This window comes from Nocardia sp. NPDC004604 (assembly GCF_040609795.1).
GTDB lineage: Bacteria > Actinomycetota > Actinomycetes > Mycobacteriales > Mycobacteriaceae > Nocardia.
In genome coordinates this window covers 18,001-37,078 of sequence record NZ_JBEXLC010000084.1, presented here as the reverse complement: position 1 = coordinate 37,078, position 19,078 = coordinate 18,001, and the positions used below count along the sequence as shown (strand labels likewise).

Here is a 19,078-nt window from a genome sequence, read left to right as displayed (position 1 = left end):
CGCCCCTGTCGGCGATCGGCGTCGACTACCTGTTCGAGCCCGACGTGCTCGTCGAGGTCGAGGCGTTCGCCGTGCTCGACTGAGATCCAGGCCCCCTGGTCATGGATAGTGGTGAGGCTTCGTACGAATCCCGGGCGATCCTCACCACCTGGTCGGTAGTCGAACCTGCCCGTTCTCGGGTTGGGGACGCCCGGCGGCTTCCCGCGCGGTAACCGGTGAGACAACGGCTCACCGTCTCCGGAGCGCTGTCAGTAACCACCGCCAGCGCTACCGATGTCACCTCCACCGTGGCCACCGTCGTAGTGCCCGTGACCGCTGTCCGATGAACCCAAGATAGTCAGGCTACCCCAATGCCAGCCGTCCGAATCGGAGCCGTCGTGATCGCCATAGCTCGGCACCGGGATTCCTGTGACCGCGGTCAGGTCCACGTGAGAGGTGGTTCGATTCATCTCCTGATCGGGCCAGCTCGTGCCGGGTTGCGGCGGTCAGCGCAGCGGCGGGATTCGGGGTGGAACCGGCGGCGCGCCAGGCGATTACATGATCCGGACGGACCAGAAGCGCACCGTCGTGGCCGATGCCGCACAGGTCTGCCAGGAGTTCCGTCGGGTGGTTGTGCTGGTCGCTGGGGAGCACTGCCACATCCAAGAGCACGCTCGTCGGGTCCAACTCGCGCGCGGCCTGCGCCCAGGCGTGCCCGTGGGCTCCGGTGAGCAGCAGATATCGGCCGTCGCGCATCAGATCGAGGGTCGAGACTCCATCGGACATCCACAGATGCGGTAACCGGGTGCCGGGCTCGCCGCGCCATCGGGCAGGTTCATCGGCTTCCGGCAGAGACGGATCCGTGCCGGGCAGCTGGTATCGGTAGCCAAGCGCGACTGCCGCCTCGCTGAGCATCGGTTCCTTCTCGGGCAATGTTTCGGCGCGATCACCGAGCCGCATCAGGGCCTGGGTAACCGTCAGTCGGCCGATCGCCCGGCGTTCGGGTTCGTAGTCGTCCAGCAGCCGGGAATCGGCGATTCCGCGCAAGACCGAGACCAGTTTGTTGGTCAGGTTCCACGCGTCCTGGATGCCGGTGTTGGCGCCGAACCCGCCGGTCGGCGGGGTGACGTGCGCGGCGTCACCGAGCAGGAAGATCCGGCCCGCGCGGTAGGAGTCGGCCACCCACCCGCCCATCTGCCACGGCCGGATTCCGGTGACGGTGAACTCTGATACCGGCAGTCCCACTGCGCGTGAAACGATCTCGCGGCACCGCTGGCCATCGAATGTCGCGGGATCGGTGACCGCGGGATCGTATTGCACCGACACCGCACCCCGATCCTGCGCGGTCGTCCACGACAAATAGGCTCGCTCGGGCAGGTCGGCCCAAGCCATGGCGAGCCGTCGGCCCTCCAGTATCGGGCGCAGATCGGCATCGAAGCCGATTTCCAGGATGTGCGCGACTACCTCGTTGCCGCTGACGCCAATGCCCGAACCCGCTCGGATCGCGCTGCTGTTTCCGTCTGCTGCCAGCAGATAGTCGGCCTCGATGGCGTATTGCTCACCGTCGGCGTCGAGCACTCGGGCGATGACCTGGTTCTCGTGCTGGCACAGGTCGAGGAAGCGGTGGCCGAAACGCAGGTCGGCACCGGCGGAGCGAGCATGTGCTCGCACGACCTCTTCCAGATCGGCCTGCTTGACAAAGGCGCTCGAACACGGCGAGACGGCGCTGAAATCATCCGCCGCGGGCAGTCGCCAGCGCTTGCGCTCCGGCCCTGCGAGCGAGTCGACCACCGCGGCGTGATCGCCTGACGGCAGGCCGCGTTCGACGGCGTAGACGCTCGCGGCGGCACCCACCGCGCGGTATGCCTCCATGGTGCGGGGATAGAAGAGCTTGGCGCGCAACCTGGTCGACACGGTGGCGTGTTTCTCGACGAGCACGGGCGTGACACCGCGGGCGGCGAGAAACAGTGCCGCCGAGGCACCCACGATGCTTCCGCCCACGATCAGGACTTGCGTACGCGACGAATGTTCCTGCGGATTGCCGTTCATGACACCAGCATCTTCGGCGGGCGAGCATCAGTCCTTCCGGGAGCCGATTCCCGATCCAATCCGACATGATCCATGGCCACTTCGATTGAATCCTTCCAATACTCCGAATCCTGCCGTGCAATCCTCCGCAGCCACCGGTCGACGTGCGATCTTCTCCTGCAATGGCCGGCACTCGCGCGGAACGTACGGAAATCGGCGATGAGTGTGTGTTCGGGAGACTGTGGGCGCTCGGCCCAGCCTCATCTGCCCCTGCCGTCGTCATTCGTGAACATCTTCGAAGAGAGCGACACGCCACCAGAATTCGCGAACAACTGGTGTCACACTTCGCGGACAGAGCCAAGCACCCATCCACCAGGGCGCGACGGCTCGCTAATCCGGATCACAGACGGTTGGATATCCGACTCCGACTCCGATCTGAACCGAGCTGACGCAATCACGATCAGCCCCATCAGCGTTCGTGACATCAAGCACATACAAGTGGCCCCAGTGCCCCGTCCAAATAGCTTGCTGCGCTACCCCCTTTCGACTGCTCGCCGAGGGTAGTCATCTGGCGGTCGAAACGGCCTGGGTGACCACCATTCGACTACCTTCGACCACCCGGCGGGAGCTATTTGGACGGGGCACTAGTTTTCGGACTTCGCCATCGGCATCGCCGCGTAGCGCAGCTCGTCGATCGGGACGGTCCGGACTGTGTAGTAGTCGGTCGGAGAGTTTCGCTGGGAACCCGGACAGCCGCCTACCCGACTACGTGAGTTCGGGCGCCGAACGGCGGCGTGGCTGGGAGGAGAACGGCGGTGCAGACACATCCGCAGGTCCGTGCGGACCGGGTGGCGGCGGTGTCGGTGGCGGGGGTGTTGACCGCCGCCATGGGTTTTTCCATGCTGCAACTGTTCCTGGTGGGGGCGCTGGGGCCACGGATCGTGCCGGATCTCGGGTTGTCCGCGGCGATGTTGGGGTTCACGACGACGGTCGGGTTCGGGACTGCCGCGCTGCTGTCGCCGCTGGCCGGGCGGGCGGTGGATGTGCTCGGCCCGCGGCGATGTCTGGTTGCCTTGTTGGGGCTGGTCGCGCTCGCATTGGGATTGATCGCTGCCGCGCCGGGGTACGCGGTGTTGCTGGTGGCGGTTGGATTGGGTGGGTTACCGCAGGCATTGGCGAATCCGGCGACCAACAAGGCGATTTTGGCGGTTGTTCCGGCTGCGCAGCGAGCGGGAGTGACGGGCACGAAGCAGTCCGGCGTGCAATTGGGCGCGATCGCGGCGGGACTGCCGTTGACGGCATTGGCCGCTTTCGCCGGTTGGCGGGTATCGGTGTTGGTGACGGCCGGTTCGGCGGTGCTGGTCACGTTATGGGTGTGGTGGACGCTGCCGACCGATCCACCGCGGCACAAGCCGGAAATCGGCGCTGCCGCAATGGGTTCGACGAGTGTCGCATCGACCGGGCCGAGCGTGGTGCGTTGGCTGGCGGTGCACTCACTGTTCCTGGGTGCTGGCATGGCCTCGATCAATACCTATCTCGCGCTGTTCGGAGAGCGTCGGCTCGGGCTCAGCGCGGCCGCGGCGGGGACGCTCGTCGCGGTGCTGGGCGTGGCCGGGATCGCGGGGCGGATCGGGTGGGCGCGGGTAGCGAGCAGGCCGCGCATGGCGGTGGTGTTGCCCGCGGGATTGGCGGTCGGGTCGGCGGGCGCCGCGGGGCTCATGGCCGCGGCACCGCTGGTGAGCGGGTTGGTCTGGGTTGCGGTCGTCGCGGTGGGGACGTTCGGGATGGCGGGTAATGCGGTGTCGATGGTGCTGGTGATCCAGCGGGCGGCACCCGGTCGGGCCGGGCGGGACTCGGCATTGGTGTCGGCCGGGTTCTTTGCCGGGTTCGCCGTGGGGCCACCGCTTTTCGGCGCTGTGGTGTCCTCAATCGACTACAGCAGCAGTTGGTTGCTGGTGGCCGCGGAATTCGTGACCGCTGCGGCCGTCGCCGCGGTGTGGGCGTTGCGGGACCGGGCATGAGCGAGCGAGATATCGATACCACCGAGTCATGCCGGAGCCGAACGGTGCCGAATCCGCAGACCTCGGCCTCGGGGACGATCCGGATCTTCGCCGCATCAGGGACTGGACAAGCGAGGCGCAGGAATGAATGAGTGCGCGGCGGTGGCCTTGAATGCGGTATTGGACCGTGCCGAGAAGACACGCGTTGTTGTGGGTGAGCGGTTCCCGTTGTACGCCGAAACCAGCCGCGGTGTTGGCGTTACGGGACCGGGCATTAGCGAGCGAAACGCCGAGGTCACTGCGGAGCCGAACGGTACCGAATCCACAGGTTTCCTCGGGGACGATCTGGAGCTTCTCCGCATCGGGGACTACCCAGGTGAGGTGCGGGAATGAGCGAGTGGGCCGAGGTGGCGTTGAATTCGGTATTGGACCGTGCCGAAAAGACGCGCGCTGTCGTGGGTGAGCGGTTCCCGTTGCATGCCGAGCGCAGCAGCGGTGAGTGGGTGACGACCTCGCGCGGTTCTTGGACCGGTGGGTTCTGGGCGGGTCTGCTGTGGCTGCGGGCTCTGCACAGCGGATCAGCCCACGACCGTTCGGCCGCCGCGCAGGTGACCGCTCGTCTGGCGGACTGGGTCGGCGCGGATACCGCGACCCGCGGATTGATCTTCTGGTACGGAACAGCTTTGGCGAGCAACGCCATAGGCGACGACACAGCTGCTGAACTGGGCGCGCGAGCCGCGCAGACCTGTCTGAACGACTTCGATCACGAACTCGGTGTGCTGCCATGGGGTTCGGCCTTCGGCGGCGCGCGATTGCTGGCCCGCGTCGATGGCGTGGCGGGCATCGTGCCGCTGTTGGCCACAGCATCGGGTACGGCTGCGACCAAAGCGCATCTGGACACCCACCTCACCCCAAGGCGCACCGAACCGCTGCCCACCCCGGCACGGGGCTGGACCGACGGCGATTGCGCCGCATGCCCGCAGCCGCCGCTGGCCACGGCATCAGGTACGGCCGCGGCCGAAGCACATCTGGATACCCACCTCATCCAATGGCGCACCGAACCGGTGTCCACCCCGGCCTGGGCGTGGACCGACGGCGATTGGGTCGCATGCCCGCAGCCGAGGACGGGCTGGAGCCGAGGACGGGCCTGGCTGCTGCTGGCGCTGGCGGATGCGAGCTGGCATATCGATACCAGCTACCTGGACACCGCCGCGGAGTTGATCGATGACACCGCACCGCTGATTCCGGCCGCCGAGATGACACCGGATGCGCCACCGGACACCTCTGCAGCCGCCATACAAGCCGTCGCGCTGCTCAAACTTGCTGCCGCACATCATGTTCCGGAGCGCGCGAAGCGCCTGAAAGACCGGGCGATCGAGATACTCGAACGGCTGACAACCCGGCATCTGAACCACTCCGGCATGCTGCTGGACGGCTGCTACGACCTGGATCGCAACCTGGCCACCGCGCACGAACTCATTTGGGGCGACTACTTTTTCGCACTCGCCCTGGCCATCCACACCGGTGTGGTCGCACCGTTCGACACCTGAACCCTGGTCAGCGCAGCACCCGCCGCGCCACCGCCTCGATATGCAGCTCATCGGGACCATCGAGGATGCGTGCCATCCGACCGGTGCGCAGCAACCGAGGTAGCGCGGTATCAGGCCCCAGCCCGGCCGCGCCGTGCACCTGGATCGCGGCGTCGGCGACCTGCTGCAGCGTGCGGGCCGCCGCGACCTTCGCCAGACCGGCCTCCACCCGAGCATCGTGACCAGCGCTGATCAGCGCGGCCGCTTTGTGTACCAGCGGCCGGGTGCCGCGGATGGCGAGCAAGGATTCGAAGACATGCTGTTGCACCAGTTGCCGTTCGGCCAATGGCCCGCGCGACTGGGTGCGGCCGCGGGCCCGATCACACATCAGCGCATACGCGCGCTCCGCCTGTCCGAGCCAGCGCAGACACCGCAGCGTTCGGCCGAGTTGCAGCCGCTCCCCCGCAATGGCCAGTGCCCGCCCGAGGTCGCCGATCACGTGGTCACCTGGTACCCGGACGCGGTCCAGTTCGATCTCCCATTGCCCGCCGACGCCCAATACCGGTACCTCGCGCACGATTCGGAAGCCGGGCGTTTCGGTCGGCACCAGCAGTAGGGTGAGCCCATCGCGACTGGGTGCCTCGCCATCGGTGCGGGCGAGCACGGTGATCACGTCGGCATCGGCGCCGCCGCTGACGAACCACTTTCGACCGGTCAGCGTCCACGAGCCATCCGGTTCGGCGGTCGCGCGGGTGGCCGTCATGACCGGATCGGTGCCGGGAGTGTCGGGTTCGGTCATCGCGTAGGCGGCGCGCAGCTCACCGGAGACCAGACGCTTCAGGTAGCTCTCGCGCACATGGTGGCCGCCATGTCGTTGCAGCATCGACACATCCAGCAGCGATGCCGAGCCGAGGATCGCGGGCCCGTGATCGCTGGCGCCCTCCGCTTCGGCCAGGCATATGTAGTCGGCGAACGAAAGTCCTTGTCCGCCCCATTCGACCGGTAACGGCAACGCCCACAATCCCGCCGTCCGCGCCGCCGCCCGCAGCTCCGCGGATATGACGGCCGCCCTCGGGCCGCCCGCGTCGAGCACATCTTCCTGGGGCACCACTGCTTCCGCGACGAAAGCTGCCACGCGCGCCCGCAATTCCGCGATATCCACCTCCGGTCCGAGCGGCCTCGATGCGGCAGTGGCCGGAACCGCACTGTGAGATGTGAACGGCGTCATGACTTCTCCTCCACGCTGACCGGGAACCCGAGTGCCCGACGGTCCGACTGCTGTTGTCCGAGGGATTGGTCGGCGGGCAACCGCGCCGAGTTCCCACGGGCAGCACGACCGTTCAACAGGGAGAGCCATGACACCCGGCACCATGCGGACATCCGGCACCGACCAGCTAACGGCACCCCTGCGGGGCATGCGATTTCACACGGCGAGCCCACCCGGCCCGATCACCACGGCAACCGAACACCTGCACTTGCTCGGCGCCGAACCGCTCGACGGCGACGCCGACGCACTGACCCTCACCGGCCCGGACGGCAGTGCGGTGCACGCCGCGGTGGCCTGGGGCGGATCCGGCAGTCAGGTGCACGATGAGGCGACCGCGCAGGCCGCGGCGGGACTGATGCTGGTGCACGGCCGACGCGACGGCACACCGCGCGGTCTGGCGGTGGACTACGTCTCGACTGCCGCCGGAATCCTCACGGTGCAGGGACTTCTCGCCACCCTGATCGGTCGCGCCCGCGGCGGCACGCTGACCGGAGTGGATGTCGCGGTCGACAAGACGGCCTTGTTGACCGTCTCCCAGTATCTGGCGGCAGCATGCGCCGACGATGACGAAGCGACCTCGCTGGCACCGGGCGGGCCGCCGTTCACTACTGCCGACGGCGTCCAATTCGAGGTAGAAGCCCTCGACGTCGGTGTGTGGGCCGATTTCTGGCGGGCGTTGGACGCACCGCAGGACGCATTGCGAAAGGGCTGGCGGCCCTTCCAATTCCGCTACGCAACCGCCTGCGCACCGATTCCCCGGGCACTGCACGACACCACCGCGCTGCGGAGCTGGGCGCAGGTGCGGGCCGCCGCCGAGGAGTCCGGCGCGGACGTGTGCCGACTGCGCACACTCACCGAGCGCGGCCAGGAGATGCGCGCCAATGGCGAGGACACCGTGCCATGGCAGTTCCGCCTGGGCAGCGAAAGGCATACTGCCGCTTTGGCTTCCGCACCGGCGACCGATCGCCCGCTCGCGGGTTTCACCGTGCTGGAGGCCGGACGTCGGGTGCAGGCTCCGCTGGCCGCGCATCTGCTCGGGCTGCTCGGCGCGGACGTGGTGCGCATCGAGCCGCCGGGCGGCGACCCGCTGCGCGGTATGCCGCCCACCTGCTCGGATATCTCCGCGCGCTGGTTGGCGCTGAACCGGGGCAAGGACGCGGTCGAGATCGACATCAAATCCGCCGAGGATCGGAAGCGGTTGTGCGAGTTGGCGGCCGGAGCGGATGTGTTCCTGCACAACTGGGCGCCCGGCAAGGCCGAGCAGCTCGGATTGGGCGCTGATGACCTGTGGGCGGCCAACCCCGGCCTGATCTACGCCTACACCAGCGGCTGGGCCGGGCGGCTCGCCGACGCCCCGATGGGCACCGACTTCATGGTGCAGGCCCGTACCGGGGTCGGCGAGGCAGCACGGCCCGCGGATGAAGCACCGATACCGTCGCTGATGACGCTGCTCGATGTGCTCGGCGGCATGTTGGGCACCGAGGCGATCCTGGCGGGTCTACTCGCCCGCGAGCAGACCGCGCGCGGTGTTCGGGTCGAATCCTCGCTGCTCGCGGCCGCGAATCTGCTCACCGCGCCCGCGCTGCGCCGGGCCGCCGACGGACTGGACCCGCGCCGACCGGCCGGATTCCGCCGACCACTGGCCACCGCTGACGGGTGGGTCATCCCCACCGACGAGCACGCCGCGGCGGCCGTCGAGCACGCCGATCGAATCGGCGGTCTGTCCACCACACAAGCCGTCGTCGCCTTGCGCGACAGCGGAATCGAAGCCACCGCGGTAACCACGGATTTGGCCGATCTGCCCGGCGACCCGCGCTGCACCGACGCATTGACCACCGACTCACTCGGCGCTGTCGCTGTTTCGTCTCCCTGGAGTTTCCGATGAGCCTTGTGCTGCACGATCTGGTCCCGCATCGGCTCCGCCGTTCGTGGGCCGCCGACGGCGCCTGTCCCGACCTCGACCTGTATTCACTGTTTCGTGCGCAGCGCTGCCTCGACCCACATCGCACCGCGCTGCTCGATGCCAAGGGCAAGGTCTGCTATACCCAACTGGACCGGCTGGTCCGTCGCCTGGCGGCGGGTCTGGCCGCCGCGGGCGTCGGCCCCGGAGACGTTGTCGGCGTACAGCTTCCGACCTCCCGCGAAGCGGTCATCACCGACCTGGCTCTGGCCGCGCTCGGCGCCGTGGCGCTGCCGTTTCCGGCGGGCCGCGGCATGCGGGAGGCCGAATCGCTGCTGCGCCGCGCCGAGGCCGTTGCCGTACTGGCTGCCACCGATTTCCGCGGCCACGCCCACGCGGCGAATCTTGCCGAACTGCTCGGCGAATTACCGGACCTGCGTTTCGTCGCCGCCGTCGGCAAGGAGCCCGTCCCGGACCGATGTATCTCCTTCGCCGAACTGCTGCGCGCGGACGGCGAATTGTTCGTCCCGGCGCGGCCCGATCCCGATACCGCCGCCCGGATCCTGGTCTCCTCCGGTTCGGAGTCGGAGCCGAAAATGATTGCCTACTCACACAATGCGCTTGCCGGCGGCCGCGGCAACTTCATGGCCGCGCTGCTCGAGGGCGAACCGCCGCGCTGCCTGTTCCTGGTCCCCCTCGCCTCGGCCTTCGGCAGCAGCGGCACCGCCGTCACCCTCGCCCGACACGGCGGCACCCTCATCCTGCTCGACCATTTCACCCCCGAGGCGGCACTGGCCGCGATCGAAAAACACCGGCCGACCCACGTTCTCGGCGTCCCGACGATGGTTCGAATGATGCTCGAACACAACGCATCCGGCACCGATACCGGCTCGCTGCAGGCTCTTGTGCTCGGCGGTGCACCGCTGGACCGAGCCACCGCCGACGAAGCCGAAAACGCCTTCGGCTGCTCGGTCATCAACCTCTACGGCTCCGCCGACGGCGTGAACTGCCACACCGATATCGGCGAAACCGATACGGCCACTGCCGGTCCCGGCATTATTGTCGGACGTCCGAATCCGCGCGTCGCCGAAATACGCATCACGAATATCGATACCGGCGAAACCGCCCCCGCGGGTGCGACCGGCGAAATCGTGGCCCGTGGCCCGATGACCCCGCTGTGTTACGTCGGCGATCCCGAACTCGACGCCCGCTACCGCACCGACGACGGCTGGGTCCGCACCGGAGATCTCGGCGTCCTCGATGCCGACGGACGCCTGCACGTCGTCGGCAGGCTCAAGGAGATCGTGATCCGCGGCGGTGCGAATATCAGCCCGGCCGAGGTGGAGCAGCTGCTCGCCGGTCACCCCGACATCCGTGACGTCGCGTGCGTCGGTGTGCCGCATCCGAGATTGGGTGAACGGCTCGCCGCGTGCGTCGTGCCGCGGCCCGGTCACACACCTGACCTGGACGGATTGTGCGCACACCTGAGCGCTCACGGTTTGGAGCGCGGGAAGCATCCCGAATCGCTACTGCTGCTCGATGCGCTACCCCTTACTCCGGCAGGCAAACCGGACCGGGCAGCCATGCGGGCGGCCATGAGCTGAAATCGGCTGTGGGGCAGGCACTTCACGTGCCTGCCCCACCGTTCTCAGGAACCGGACATGACCTTCTTCAATGCGGCGGCCGCATCGCGGTAGACGGTCAGCAGTTCCTGGTCCTGGCCCGGGTAGTTGACGATCGACACCTGCTTGGCGCCACTGTCGGGCAGCACGGTTCCACTGGACATGTGCGCGTTATCGAGCACGAACTCGGGCTTCTTCGCCGCGAGCGCGGATAGCTGTCCCGGTGTGACTGCCTCGGGCCCATAGGTGCCGACGATATCGGCACCTGCCAACTGCGCCGCCCAGGTCGAAAAGACCTGCGCCACCACGGTCGGCTGCTTGCCGCCCGGCCATGCGGCCCGAATGTCCTTGCCCAGCCTGTCGTATTCGGCGGTGAACGTCGCCGTCCAGGCATCGGCGGCCGCCGCGGTGCCGAACTGGGTACCAAGGGATTTGACCTGTGCGGTCGCCTTTTCGGCGGAGTTGTCGAGGTTCACCTCGATCAGCTTCGCCTTGGCACCGGCGGCCTCCTTGATCTTCGCCGCGAACGGTTCGAACGGCGCGTACAGCACGAAGTCCGCCTCGGCGACCGCGGTCAGATCCGACGGCTTGGGGTCGTAATCGGGTGCGTGGTGCACCGATGCGGGCACTATCACCGTGACATCTTCCGCGCCTGCGGCTTTCGCGAACGCGGCTTCCCAGGTGGTGGTGGCGACGATCTTGGGGTGCTGGTGTCCGTCGTGGTGGTCGTGATCGCCGTCGGTGCTGGAGCAGCCGCCGAGCAGCACACCGGCTGCCACGGCGAGGGCCAGCCCCGCGGTCAGTGCGTGGAAACGTGCCATGAGTTGTATCTCCGTTCGGGGATCAGGTGGGCCGCGAGGGCGACTGCCCCCGCGGTGAGGACCAGGACCGGCCCGGGAGGCAGGTCGAAGGCGAGGGCGAGGAGGAAGCCGACGAGGTTGACCGTGACGCCGATACCGATGGCCCAGCAGATAATCGATATGAGCGAGTGGCCGAGCCGCCGCGCGGCCAGCGCGGGCAGTAGCGTGAGCGCATCGACCAGCAGTGCACCGGTGAGCCGAATCGCCCCGGCCACCGCCACCGCGACCAATACCAGCAGCACCAGCGTCAGCCACCGCACCGGCACCCCCGATACCAGCGCCAACTCCCGATCGTGCAGCAGCAGGGCCAGGTCGCGCCGTCGCCACCAGAACAGCGCGGGCACCGCAATCGCGAGTGCCGCAAGCACTATCACGTCCTGGGTGCGCACCGAGAGGATGGAGCCCCACAGCAGCGAGAACGCCGATGACGCATTCACCCCCGCCAGTGCGAGCACCAGCAATGCCGCCGCGATGGCCAGGCTCATCAGCAGACCCATTGCCCCGGACAGGCTTTCCGGCGTGCGGGCCAGCGGCGAGATCCCGGCTCCGGCGACCGCGCAGGCCACCAGCCCGCACAGCGCCGGATCGAGTCCGGTCAGCATCCCGACGGCAGCGCCGAGCAATGCGACGTGCATCATCGCGAACCGCACCGGAATGATGTCGAGCCCGACGATCACCACCCCGACGATCGGCAACCCGATCGACCCGAGCAGCAACGCCAGTCCGGCCCGCCGCACCGGGACCAGCCCGAGCAGATCGGCCACCGCCGCGGGGCCGTTCACGACGCCGCCCGTATCTTGCGAACTCGCGCCGGGATGCGCACCGCAGCAACGAATCTCATTCGACCTCCCGCAACCGGCCCGCCGCCATTTCCAGCACCCGGTCACAGCGCCGCGCCAGCGCCCGATCGTGGGTGACCACAACGAGCGTGACCGGCAGTCCGGCCAATACCTCGGCCGCCTCGTCCTGTCCCGCGAAATCGAGTGCGGCCGTCGGCTCATCGGCCAGCACGACACCCGCGCCCGCCGCCACACAGCCCACCGCCCGCGACAGGTGGATGCGCTGCAACTGCCCACCCGACAGCGTGTCGAGCGGCCGGCCGACCAGCGCGCCGACTCCGAGCCGCGTCGCCATCGCCGCGGCCGCCGCCCGGTCCCCGCTGCTGGCCAGCAGTTCACCGGCGAGCAACGGAAACCGCCCAGCCGCCGGACGTTGCGGAATCCATGCGCAGACCCGGCGACGCCACGCCTGTTCGGCAGTGCCGCCGCCGGTACGCCCGCCGACGGTGATCTCGCCGCGGATCGCGCGGTGCAGACCGAGCACCGCACGCAGCAGCGTCGTCTTGCCGGAACCGTTGGTGCCGGTCAGCGCGACTCGCTGTCCGGCGGGGACGTCGAGATCGACATCGCTGACGACCTCGATGCGACCGTGCCGGCATGACACCCCCGCCAACCGCAGCTCCAGTCCGCCCATCACACCACCTCCGCCATACCCGGCCCGATCCCAGCGATCGGGCGGCGCGCACCGAGCGGTAGTCGCACGGGTGCACCGATCGGTTCCCCGGGCGCGGGCGTCTCCGCCGCCTGCAACAGCGCGACCAAGGTTTCGCGAGCCCGCGCGACCCGCGAGCGGATGGTGCCCGTCGGGCAGCCCACGGTCTGCGCTGCCTCGGCATAGGACAGGCCGAGTATCTGGGTCAGGACGAATGCCTCCCGCCGTTCCGCGGGCAGGCCGCGCAGCAGATCGGCAATCGCCATTTCCTCTGGAAAATCCGGTCTTTCGTGGTCGCGGCGATGGTCCAGGTCCTGCTGCCACTCGGCCAGCTGTGCGTTCTTCGGTCGGGCCGCGGCACTGCGGAACCGATCGACGACCACCCGCCGCGCAATCGACAACAGCCAGGTCCGGGCGGTGGACCGACCCGCGAACCGCGGCAGGCTGCGCATGGCGCGCAGGAAGGTCTCCTGCGTGAGATCGTCGGCGGACTGCACATCGGTCAGATGGGCGATGAAACGCCACACATCACGTTGCGTCGATCGGATGAACTCGGCCAGCGCCGCTCGATCTCCCGTGCCGGCCGCCAGCGCGAGCGCGGTCAGTTCTTCGTCGGACATGGACGGTTTCCAGACCGGCACGACTCACCCGGGTGCACCGCGGGAAATGTCAGGAGGGACAACGAAATACCACTGCCGAGCGGCAGTGTTCTCAATAGTGAATGCATATGTCGAACAATCTCGGTTCAGCGACGCCGCAGAGCGCGGCGTTGAAAAGACCGGTCGCACACGGCTTATCGCCGCGCACCGATGAGTGCGCGCACCACCTTCGGCGACCGCTGGGCGGATAGCTCGCCGCACCTACGTCCAGGACGGATGCACAAGCTACGACGGCGACGTCCGCCACTCGTGCGCGCCGCACCGATGAAGTGCCGACCGGAATCGTCGGCCACCGGTCCCGCGCCACTGCACCGAAACCATTCCGGCTGCCCGTGACGGACTCTCAGACCACAACCACGCCGACCGGCGGTCCCCGCCGAGCCACCACATGACGCAGCGCGGCACCGCGCAAGGGCACGGCCGCGCGCTCGGAAACGACCGGAACACCGACCCCGGCTTCGTCCACCGTCGAGTGGATCAACACCAACAGCAGCGGTGCCAGAATCCGCGAATACAGCGCGCGCAACAGCGCGAACAAGGCCCGCTCGCCACACCAGAGCCACACCGCACAAACCACAGCGGCCACCACATGCCCGGCGATCATCGCCAGCGAACCTGCGTGTGCGAGGGAACCCGGCAGAGCCGAAACATGGGATGCGCCATGACTGCCCGATACCACCGAGACACCGAACCACAGGTGCAGTGCCGCCTGCATCACCAGCAGGCCACCGCCGATCGCAAGGATTCCCCGCTGCCGATCGGCCAGCGCCCACGCCACCGAACCCGTCGCAGCAAACGCCACGAGCAGCGTCGACAATGACAGCGCGTGCCCGGATGCCTCGGCGTGGCCGACGGCGGACAACAACACACCGATCGCCGCGAATATCGCCGCACGGATAGCCCGCAGGTGCGGCGATATCGGCAAGCGGTTCATAACAATGCCCATCCTCCCATCCGGCACGCGCGTGCGAGTCGGAAGGGTTTGATCAGCCGCGCTCGGTCATCTCTCGAGCCATGCCCGGCGCGACCGAGCACGATCCGAGGTTTCGATCATTGCCTGCGCCGCATCACCGCGCCGCCACCGATCAGCAGGCCGAGCGCGCCGAGCACGATGCCGATGACGCCGAGCCAGCGTGCGGTGTCATCGCTGGCGGACCCGCTGCTGGTCGACATCGCCGGAATATCGCCGTGGTTCTCGGCCCCACCGGATTGTTTGGCCGCCAAAGCCAAAGTCGGAGCGGGGTATTCGGGCTCACCCTTACCGGTTTCGGGCTGATCCTCCCACTTGACGATCTCGCCGTCAGCGTAGGTCTGCACCGCTGGCATGGTCATTTTGTCCATATCGGGCAGCCCATTGGCGAGCACCGTGAACTGCCCGAACTGTCCCGGCCCGATCCCACCACCGGAGTCGGCGGTCCAGGTGACGGCGGTGACACTGCCGTCCTTGTGTGTCACCACTTTCCAGCCGGGCACCGCCAGGGTATCGACAGCGGTGACCCCCGGAATCCGCACCGCCAACTCGACAGTCGGGCTATTGGTCAGCGATTCGTTCGGCACCCGGAACACCAGCACTGCCGAACCGCCACGCGTCGCACCCGGCGCCGACACGGTGACATGAGCCGATGCGGGCGCCGCGGCGACCACCACGGCGGCCGCTGCGGCGACGACGGTCGAACCCACACGTCTCAACCAAGATTTGTTCATCGTCGAGATCACTCCTTCGGATAAAGGAATCGAACGCAACTGATGCTCAGCAGTGACGATAGCCGCGCGATACCCCCGTACCAGGGATATCGGCTTATCCGGCGACCCAGCCGGTAGGTATCCCTCAGCCGATACTGAACGGCTCGCCCCACACGGTGACCCAGGTGACGACATTGGCGGTCTCCACCTCGACGCCCACAAAGGAGCGAGCCTGGGCATACCCGGCACATCCATTGAGGTCGATGGTTTCATCGGCCCAGGACACACCCCCGCTGGGGCCCTTGAACTCGTGCCGGATCCGGTGCACCTCCTGGCCGAAATCATCCGCCTGCTCGAGGTCGAGCAGGAAGAACGACTTCGCCTGGCCGGGACCCAATGTCAGATTGCCGCCGCTATTGGCGCCTGCACCCGGCTTGACGTGCTGCCCGTCACTCCAGTCGAGGGTGCCCGTCACTCCGCCATTGGCGCCGCCACCGGCGATATTGACCTGGCATCCGACAACGTAACCGGGGGCGATGCGACCGCCCCGGACGCCGGGCCCGGACAACTCGACCGACGCCGTCCCCGACACCCACGCATTGCGGTGCAGCGGCGTCGCCCCCATCGACGGGTTGATATTCGCCGACTCACCGGACAGCGTGATATCGACGACGGTGCCATCCGACAGCGTCTTGGTCAGATGCGCGCCGGGCAGCGGTACGAAGGTATCGGCATTCGCCGCGCCCGTGGCGCAGCATCCCAGACCGGCGACGGTCGCGATCCCCAGACCGGCGAGCCGGGCAATGAGCTTGCGGTTGATCATCTTTGACTTCCTCGAAGAGTGAATTCGCTCGAGCGAGAAGAGATTCGACAAATCCGGGATCAGCCGATGCTGAACGGAGCCCCATAGAGGGTGGTCTTCGAGTAGTGGTCGCCGATGATTTCCACAACCGTGTACGCACGCGCCTGCGCATAGCCCGCACAGCCCTGGATCTCGATCTCGGCGTCCTGATACTCCACCGAGTACGTGCCGGGCTTCGGAATGTCCTTGTAGTCGATCTGAACGAACTTCACCTCACCGGGCCCGAGATTCACCCCCACCGAACCGCCGAGTGATCCCCCGCTCAGGTTGATTCCGCCGGACACTCCCGCCGAGATCGCATTGTCGGCAATGCTGACCTGGCACCCGACGAGGTAGCCGGTGCTCAGCTGCGAAATACCGTGTGTCGACGAATTATTGGTGCCCGCAGCGCCCGAAGCGCCGTTGTTGGGACCGACCGCACCCTCCGGCGTGACTGCGACCTCGGCGATCGCATTACCCGACACCCACACCGTGCGCCCGGCACCATTGGCCGCCAACGAGGGCGACACGATCGCATGCTCGCCATTGCGAATAATGTTCACGCCCGGACCGGCCTTCTGCCCATCCGGCAATGCGACGAACGCATCGGCATTCGCGGCACCCGTCGACAGCAAACCAACGGCCACAACCGCGCCCGCCCCAGCAATCCCCAGACCCCGGCGCACGCCGAAGCCACAGACATCTCTCACTACTAACCCCTCAACAGGTGCGCCACTTACGATTCAGCGTTCGCGACACCCTCCGATCCCGGGCGTCGGCGCTGACCGATCGGTAGTCGCGCCCGAACGCCGAGAGTTCCCGCCCGGCGCGAATCTGTGGCACGGGTCACGACCCGGGTACGGATGACCACCAGCGCGGGTCCAACACGCCTGGCCGCGATACGCATCCGGCCCAGTCCCTGTGACCGAACAAGTGCTCCCGTCCCGTTCCGGGCGAACCGGGAGCAGCGTGGTAGCCGGGGATGTGCTGAAGTTGTGAGGTGAGGCCGGTATCGTCCGGCACGATGCGCGGGCAGCTGGCTCAACGATCCGCGCGGAGGAGGATCACCGTGACCGACCGACCGCATACGGCAGCGACAGCAGAGACGCCAGGAACACCGTCGGGTGCGTCCGGCGCGCACAGTACGGCCGGGCTCGCGGTGGTGGTCGGTGCGCTGGGTGTGGTGTTCGGTGATATCGGGACCAGCCCGATCTACACCCTGCAGACGGTGTTCAATCCGAGCGACCCGCATCCCGTTCCGGTCAGCCGGGACAACGTATTCGGTGTGGTGTCGCTGGTGTTCTGGTCGGTAATGATCATTGTCACCGTCACCTATGTGCTGCTGGCGATGCGCGCCGATAACGATGGCGAGGGCGGCATCATGGCGCTGATCACGTTGCTGCGGCGCTGGACCGCGCCGGGCGGCCGCCGCACCGCCATGGCACTGTCCGCGCTGGGCATCTTCGGCGCGTCATTGTTCTTCGGCGACAGCATGATCACCCCGGCGATCTCGGTGCTGTCGGCGGTCGAGGGACTCAAGGTCGTACAACCCTCGCTGGAAGAGCTGATCGTGCCGATCACCGCGGTGATCATCGTGGCGTTGTTCCTGGTCCAGAAGCGCGGAACCGCGGCGGTCGGCCGGGTTTTCGGACCCGTGATGATCGCCTGGTTCATCACGATCGGTGCGTGCGGTGTCGCGGGCATCGGCAAACATCCGGAGATCCTGAAGGCACTGTCACCGACGTATGCGCTGAGCTTTCTGTTCGGCCATTTCGGCATCGCCTTCTTCGCGCTGGCCGCGGTCGTGCTCGCGGTCACCGGCGCCGAGGCGCTCTACGCCGATATGGGGCACTTCGGCCGCCGAGCGATCACCCGCGCCTGGCTCGTCCTGGTATTCCCCGCGTGCGTACTCAGCTATATGGGCCAGGGTGCGCTGATCCTCGACGATCCCGCCAATCTCAGCGCCCCGTTCTTCCTGCTCGTGCCCGGATGGGGGCGACTACCGATGGTGCTGCTGGCCACCGCGGCCACGGTCATCGCCTCCCAGGCGGTGATCACCGGCGCGTACTCGGTCGCCGCGCAGGCCGCTCAGCTCGGCTATCTGCCCAGGCTGCGCATCGCGCACACCTCGGAGTCCACCATCGGCCAGATCTACGTGCCGTGGATCAACTGGCTGCTGATGGTTTCGGTGCTGACCTTGGTCTTCGCCTTCCGTTCCTCGGCGGCACTGGCCTATGCATTCGGCATGGCGGTCACCGGCACCATCACCATCACCACGCTGCTGTTCTTCTATGTCGCCCGCGCGAAATGGCAGACACCGCTGTGGTTGATCGCGCTGGGCGCGATCCCATTGCTGGCGGTCGACCTGCTGTTCGTTACGGCCAATATCACCAAATTCGTGCACGGGGCTTGGCTGCCGCTGCTGATCGGCATCACCGCATTCACCATCATGACCACTTGGCAACGCGGCCGCGAAATCGTCACCGCCGAGCGCGAACGGCGCGAGGGATCGCTCGGCGAGTTCGTCGACGAACTGCAGAGCGGAACTGCCTCGGCGATCACCGTCCCCGGCACCGCCATCTTCCTCAATCGCGGCAAACAAACCGCGCCACTGGCCATGCGGGCCAATGTCGAGCACAACCACGTCCGGCACCAACAGATCGTGATCATCTCCATCAAGACCGAGCCGGTGCCGCGCGTTCCGGTGGACCAACGCGTCGCCATCGACCACCTCGGCTACCGCGAGGACGGCATCATCTTCGTCACCGCCCGCTACGGCTATATGGAAACCCCCGACGTGCCCGCCGCACTGGCCCTACTCGACCCGGCGGAAACCGAAGGCCTACTGCAACTCGACGACGCCTCGTACTTCCTCTCGACCATCGAACTGCGCCGCGGCGACGCCCCGACCATGGCGGACTGGCGTAAGCGACTGTTCATCGCCACCAGCCACATCACCGCCGACGCTGCCGAATACTTCGGCCTCCCCCGCGACCGCACGGTCATCATGGGCTCACAGATCGAGGTGTAGCCGGTGCCGCGGCTCAGCCGCACAATCGACCACACGGTCGCACCGAGCAGCAGGGCGTTGCGCAGTGTCAGAACCAGCACGCCGGGCCAGCTTCCGGTGGCCACCCGGTCGTAGACGAACGGGAATTCGACCTGGCTCACCAGCGCGGTAACCAGCACCAGGACCACGACGGGCCGCTGTGTGGTGCG

The 19,078-nt window shown here is 67.4% G+C and carries 16 protein-coding genes and 1 pseudogene; 7 read left to right on the top strand and 10 right to left on the bottom strand.

Features of this window, described 5'->3' with window-relative positions:
• Positions 1–83 (top strand): annotated as a pseudogene (locus ABZW16_RS27365) (RidA family protein); the annotation flags it as partial.
• A gap of 259 nt (positions 84–342) precedes the next feature.
• Here ABZW16_RS27365 and ABZW16_RS27360 read toward each other — a convergent pair.
• Positions 343–2,028 (bottom strand): FAD-dependent monooxygenase, encoded by a 1,686-nt coding sequence (locus ABZW16_RS27360; RefSeq protein ID WP_354958926.1) that lies wholly within the window; start codon positions 2,026–2,028, stop codon positions 343–345.
• A 794-nt stretch (positions 2,029–2,822) separates the two neighbouring features.
• Between ABZW16_RS27360 and ABZW16_RS27355 the strand changes: the two genes are divergently transcribed.
• The 3 genes from ABZW16_RS27355 to ABZW16_RS27345 all read left to right on the top strand — a co-directional run bounded on the left by ABZW16_RS27355 (position 2,823) and on the right by ABZW16_RS27345 (position 5,557).
• Positions 2,823–4,028 (top strand): MFS transporter, encoded by a 1,206-nt coding sequence (locus tag ABZW16_RS27355; protein ID WP_354958925.1) that lies wholly within the window; start codon positions 2,823–2,825, stop codon positions 4,026–4,028.
• Positions 4,029–4,151: 123 nt separating this feature from the next.
• On the top strand, positions 4,152–4,400 hold the full coding sequence (locus ABZW16_RS27350) for a hypothetical protein (RefSeq protein WP_354958924.1): 249 nt from the start codon (positions 4,152–4,154) through the stop codon (positions 4,398–4,400).
• Positions 4,397–5,557 carry a hypothetical protein gene (locus ABZW16_RS27345; RefSeq protein WP_354958923.1) on the top strand — a complete coding sequence of 387 codons (1,161 nt, stop codon included), beginning with the start codon at positions 4,397–4,399 and terminating at the stop codon, positions 5,555–5,557. The genes ABZW16_RS27350 and ABZW16_RS27345 overlap by 4 nt, the downstream gene beginning before the upstream one ends.
• Before the next feature lie 7 nt (positions 5,558–5,564).
• Here the strand turns inward: ABZW16_RS27345 and ABZW16_RS27340 are convergent, their stop codons facing one another.
• Positions 5,565–6,764: an acyl-CoA dehydrogenase family protein gene (locus ABZW16_RS27340; RefSeq protein ID WP_354958922.1), complete on the bottom strand. Its 1,200-nt coding sequence runs from the start codon at positions 6,762–6,764 to the stop codon at positions 5,565–5,567.
• A gap of 127 nt (positions 6,765–6,891) precedes the next feature.
• On the opposite strand from ABZW16_RS27340, the gene ABZW16_RS27335 reads away from it, so the two are divergent.
• Complete coding sequence (locus ABZW16_RS27335) at positions 6,892–8,688, top strand: CoA transferase (protein ID WP_354958921.1); 1,797 nt, start codon at positions 6,892–6,894, stop codon at positions 8,686–8,688.
• A complete protein-coding gene (locus ABZW16_RS27330; protein ID WP_354958920.1) occupies positions 8,685–10,307 on the top strand; it encodes a fatty acid--CoA ligase family protein in 1,623 nt (540 codons plus the stop codon). The genes ABZW16_RS27335 and ABZW16_RS27330 overlap by 4 nt, the downstream gene beginning before the upstream one ends.
• 44 nt (positions 10,308–10,351) lie before the next feature.
• Here the strand turns inward: ABZW16_RS27330 and ABZW16_RS27325 are convergent, their stop codons facing one another.
• The 8 genes from ABZW16_RS27325 to ABZW16_RS27290 all read right to left on the bottom strand — a co-directional run bounded on the left by ABZW16_RS27325 (position 10,352) and on the right by ABZW16_RS27290 (position 16,569).
• Complete coding sequence (locus ABZW16_RS27325; RefSeq protein ID WP_354958919.1) at positions 10,352–11,146, bottom strand: zinc ABC transporter substrate-binding protein; 795 nt, start codon at positions 11,144–11,146, stop codon at positions 10,352–10,354.
• Positions 11,125–11,967, bottom strand: coding sequence for a metal ABC transporter permease (locus ABZW16_RS27320; protein ID WP_354958918.1), 843 nt, complete (start codon positions 11,965–11,967; stop codon positions 11,125–11,127). The genes ABZW16_RS27325 and ABZW16_RS27320 overlap by 22 nt, the downstream gene beginning before the upstream one ends.
• 55 nt (positions 11,968–12,022) lie before the next feature.
• The gene (locus ABZW16_RS27315) at positions 12,023–12,658 is read right to left on the bottom strand and encodes an ABC transporter ATP-binding protein (protein ID WP_354958917.1); all 636 of its coding nucleotides are present in this window, start codon (positions 12,656–12,658) and stop codon (positions 12,023–12,025) included.
• Positions 12,658–13,296 (bottom strand): sigma-70 family RNA polymerase sigma factor, encoded by a 639-nt coding sequence (locus ABZW16_RS27310; protein WP_354958915.1) that lies wholly within the window; start codon positions 13,294–13,296, stop codon positions 12,658–12,660. The genes ABZW16_RS27315 and ABZW16_RS27310 overlap by 1 nt, the downstream gene beginning before the upstream one ends.
• A gap of 382 nt (positions 13,297–13,678) precedes the next feature.
• Positions 13,679–14,269 (bottom strand): hypothetical protein, encoded by a 591-nt coding sequence (locus ABZW16_RS27305; RefSeq protein ID WP_354958914.1) that lies wholly within the window; start codon positions 14,267–14,269, stop codon positions 13,679–13,681.
• Positions 14,270–14,385: 116 nt separating this feature from the next.
• Positions 14,386–15,039, bottom strand: coding sequence for a DUF1775 domain-containing protein (locus ABZW16_RS27300; RefSeq protein ID WP_354958913.1), 654 nt, complete (start codon positions 15,037–15,039; stop codon positions 14,386–14,388).
• A 124-nt stretch (positions 15,040–15,163) separates the two neighbouring features.
• The gene (locus tag ABZW16_RS27295) at positions 15,164–15,841 is read right to left on the bottom strand and encodes an MspA family porin (protein WP_354958912.1); all 678 of its coding nucleotides are present in this window, start codon (positions 15,839–15,841) and stop codon (positions 15,164–15,166) included.
• A gap of 59 nt (positions 15,842–15,900) precedes the next feature.
• The gene (locus ABZW16_RS27290; RefSeq protein ID WP_354958911.1) at positions 15,901–16,569 is read right to left on the bottom strand and encodes an MspA family porin; all 669 of its coding nucleotides are present in this window, start codon (positions 16,567–16,569) and stop codon (positions 15,901–15,903) included.
• Positions 16,570–17,021: 452 nt separating this feature from the next.
• Between ABZW16_RS27290 and ABZW16_RS27285 the strand changes: the two genes are divergently transcribed.
• The gene (locus ABZW16_RS27285) at positions 17,022–18,890 is read left to right on the top strand and encodes a potassium transporter Kup (RefSeq protein ID WP_354958928.1); all 1,869 of its coding nucleotides are present in this window, start codon (positions 17,022–17,024) and stop codon (positions 18,888–18,890) included.
• Positions 18,891–19,078 lie beyond the last annotated feature (188 nt).